This window comes from Thiohalocapsa sp. (genome assembly GCF_019695415.1).
Taxonomy (GTDB): domain Bacteria; phylum Pseudomonadota; class Gammaproteobacteria; order Chromatiales; family Chromatiaceae; genus Thiohalocapsa.
Genome location: NZ_JAIFKJ010000380.1, coordinates 1 through 2,352, shown reverse-complemented (window position 1 = coordinate 2,352; position 2,352 = coordinate 1). Strand labels below are relative to the sequence as shown.

Genomic DNA, 2,352 nt, shown 5'->3' with positions numbered 1-2,352 from the left:
GAGTACCTGGCTACGAACCAGGTGGTCGGAGGTTCGAATCCTTCCGGGCGCGCCATAAAATCAAGGGGCTACGCGTTTCTTCGCGTAGCCCCTTTTCTGGCCCGAAGCGGCCTGTTGCCCATCCTTGGGTTCAAACCCTCAGTTCTGCGTGACAACGATCCTCATTGGTACCGCGCCCGTGCCGGCGACGTATTGCGGGCAGTTCCCATCGAGACAGGCGAGTATGTTGATCCTTGCCTCGATGCGCCCGCAGCGCAGCGGCTCGTCCCAAAGAAAGAGGCTCGTTTCAAGCATCCCATCGTGCGAAGGGTCTCCGCCAGCGTCGGACCGAGGGAAGGTCTCCGCCGTGCCCGACTGCGCCAGCAAACGGCCCGTCGTGGTATCGATGTACTCGGCACGCATGTCAACCGTGTGCGGTGCCGTATTGGCGGGGTAACGTGCCTTCAATTCCCAACGGCAACGGGTTCCGTCATCCCCATCCACTACCAGCAAGACGGCACCGGCGCCACCCTGGGCGACCGATAGCGTGCCCCGGGCGTCGGCCGGCGCAACATCGACCTGTTGCTCAGGAGCCGTACACGCTGCGAGCGTGACGACACCCGCGATCACGGCGAGGATGCGATGAAGACCGGTCATGGGGTCTCTCCATTGTGTTCGTGCGGCGTGGTGGAAGGCCGAACGGATATGCGGCGCCCGAGCGACGCTGCGAGTGACGTTGGCGGGTGCGGCCTTGGAGCGACAGACCTGGGGTCAGCTGAATGGTGACCCTATCCCTCGCGATGCCCTTGCGAACAAGGAGCCCCGTCGCCTTAGACGACCCACAGGATGGACAGGCCCGCAGCGCGGGCCGCTGATAACGACTTTCGAGGCCCTGGTGTTGTCCGGCCCATGGAACACAACGGTGGCCACGGGATACCCTTTCTGGCCTTTGCAAACGCGTTTTTTCAGCGCCTTCTTGTACTTGCCTTACGACATCTTCGCTTCTGTTCCGCATCCGATAGTGGCCGCGCGACTGCCACCACTACCCTAAGCCCCGCCGCCGCAGACTTCAAAGGGTCATCGCCAGACCGCGTCGATTCACGGTCGAGTTTGCGACGATCGCCCGGCCCATCAGGCCGGATGGGTGTGTGCCTTATGCTGGGCGATTTCGCGGGCGTCCCTGATCGCCTCCCTTGGCGGATTGGGCCAGACGCCGTCCGCACGCAAAGGGTTAACGCCGAACCCCGGGCGGTCATCCGCAGGTTCGACGGAACCATCCTGCTTGACCAGGAATAGACCCTCCGATCCCCCGGCATCGCAGCGGACGATCACGCGCGCAACGGCCAGTTCTTCGCCGAAGCCCACTTGGTAGAGGTACGAGTGGCCCCCTTTGCGCAGTGTGTACATGTATCTCCTCCATACAGTCGTTGTTGTCATATTTTCGTAACACGCAGTATAGCAGCGCGCCATGCGCGATTGCGCGTGGAACACAATTGACGCAGGTAACCATGACGCGGTTCAACCTAGCTGGCGGAAGCCGCGTCTGGTGTCCGCTCCTCGGTTTCGCTATGGTCGTGCCTCGCCGCAAGGCGCCTGCAACATCGGAGACCGCGATGGACGTCGAACTGATCGAGATAAGAGATTTTCTCGCGAGCCACGCCCCGTTCGACCGACTCCCGGACGCGACGCTCGACAGCCTGCCGAAACGCTTGTCGGTGCGCTATGTGCGACGCGGCTCGGCCTTTCCACCAGAGGACGACCCTGAGCCCTGCCTCTACATCCTGCGCCGCGGTGCTGCCGAGATGCGCGATGAGGATGGCAACCTTGCTGGCAAGCTCGCAGAGGGCGACCTCTGTCCCTCACCCTGCGGCAACCACGAACCGGACACCGCCCTGCGCGGGCAAACCTCCGAGGACACCCTGGCCTACCTGCTACCCTGCGCTGAACTGGCCCGTCTGCGCGAGGCCCACCCGGAGTTCGCGGAGCACTTCGACGAATCCATGTCGAAGCGGCTGCGCAAGGCGCTGGACTCGATCCGCGAGCATGGCGCCGGCACGGAGTTGATGACCGTTCAGGTGGGTCAGCTGTTGCGCCACGACCTGGTGTACGCGAGCCCCGACACCAGCATTCACGAGGCGGCACGGGCCATGAGCGAAGGAAAAGGCTCATCTTTGGTCATCCTGGCCGAAAACGGCGACCTGGCCGGCATGATCACCGACCGCGATCTGCGCAATCGCTGCCTCGCCGCGGGGCTGCCGCCGGATCGCCCAGTGAGCGACATCATGACCGAACGGCTGCATACGGTCACGGCCGACACGCTCGGCTTCGAGGCACTCATCACCATGTCCCGGCTCAACGTCCACCACCTCCCGG

Annotated in this window: 3 protein-coding genes; 1 reads left to right on the top strand and 2 read right to left on the bottom strand. The window is 63.6% G+C overall.

The features are described from left to right. Positions 1-138: 138 nt before the first annotated feature. Both I6U14_RS10880 and I6U14_RS10875 read right to left on the bottom strand, forming a co-directional pair. Positions 139-636: a hypothetical protein gene (locus I6U14_RS10880; protein WP_296899251.1), complete on the bottom strand. Its 498-nt coding sequence runs from the start codon at positions 634-636 to the stop codon at positions 139-141. Between the two features lie 474 nt (positions 637-1,110). Continuing rightward, positions 1,111-1,386, bottom strand: coding sequence for a hypothetical protein (locus I6U14_RS10875; protein WP_296899249.1), 276 nt, complete (start codon positions 1,384-1,386; stop codon positions 1,111-1,113). A 206-nt stretch (positions 1,387-1,592) separates the two neighbouring features. Here I6U14_RS10875 and I6U14_RS10870 point away from each other — a divergent pair. After that, a partial coding sequence (locus I6U14_RS10870; protein WP_296899248.1) for a CBS domain-containing protein occupies positions 1,593-2,352 on the top strand: 760 nt, incomplete at its 3' end.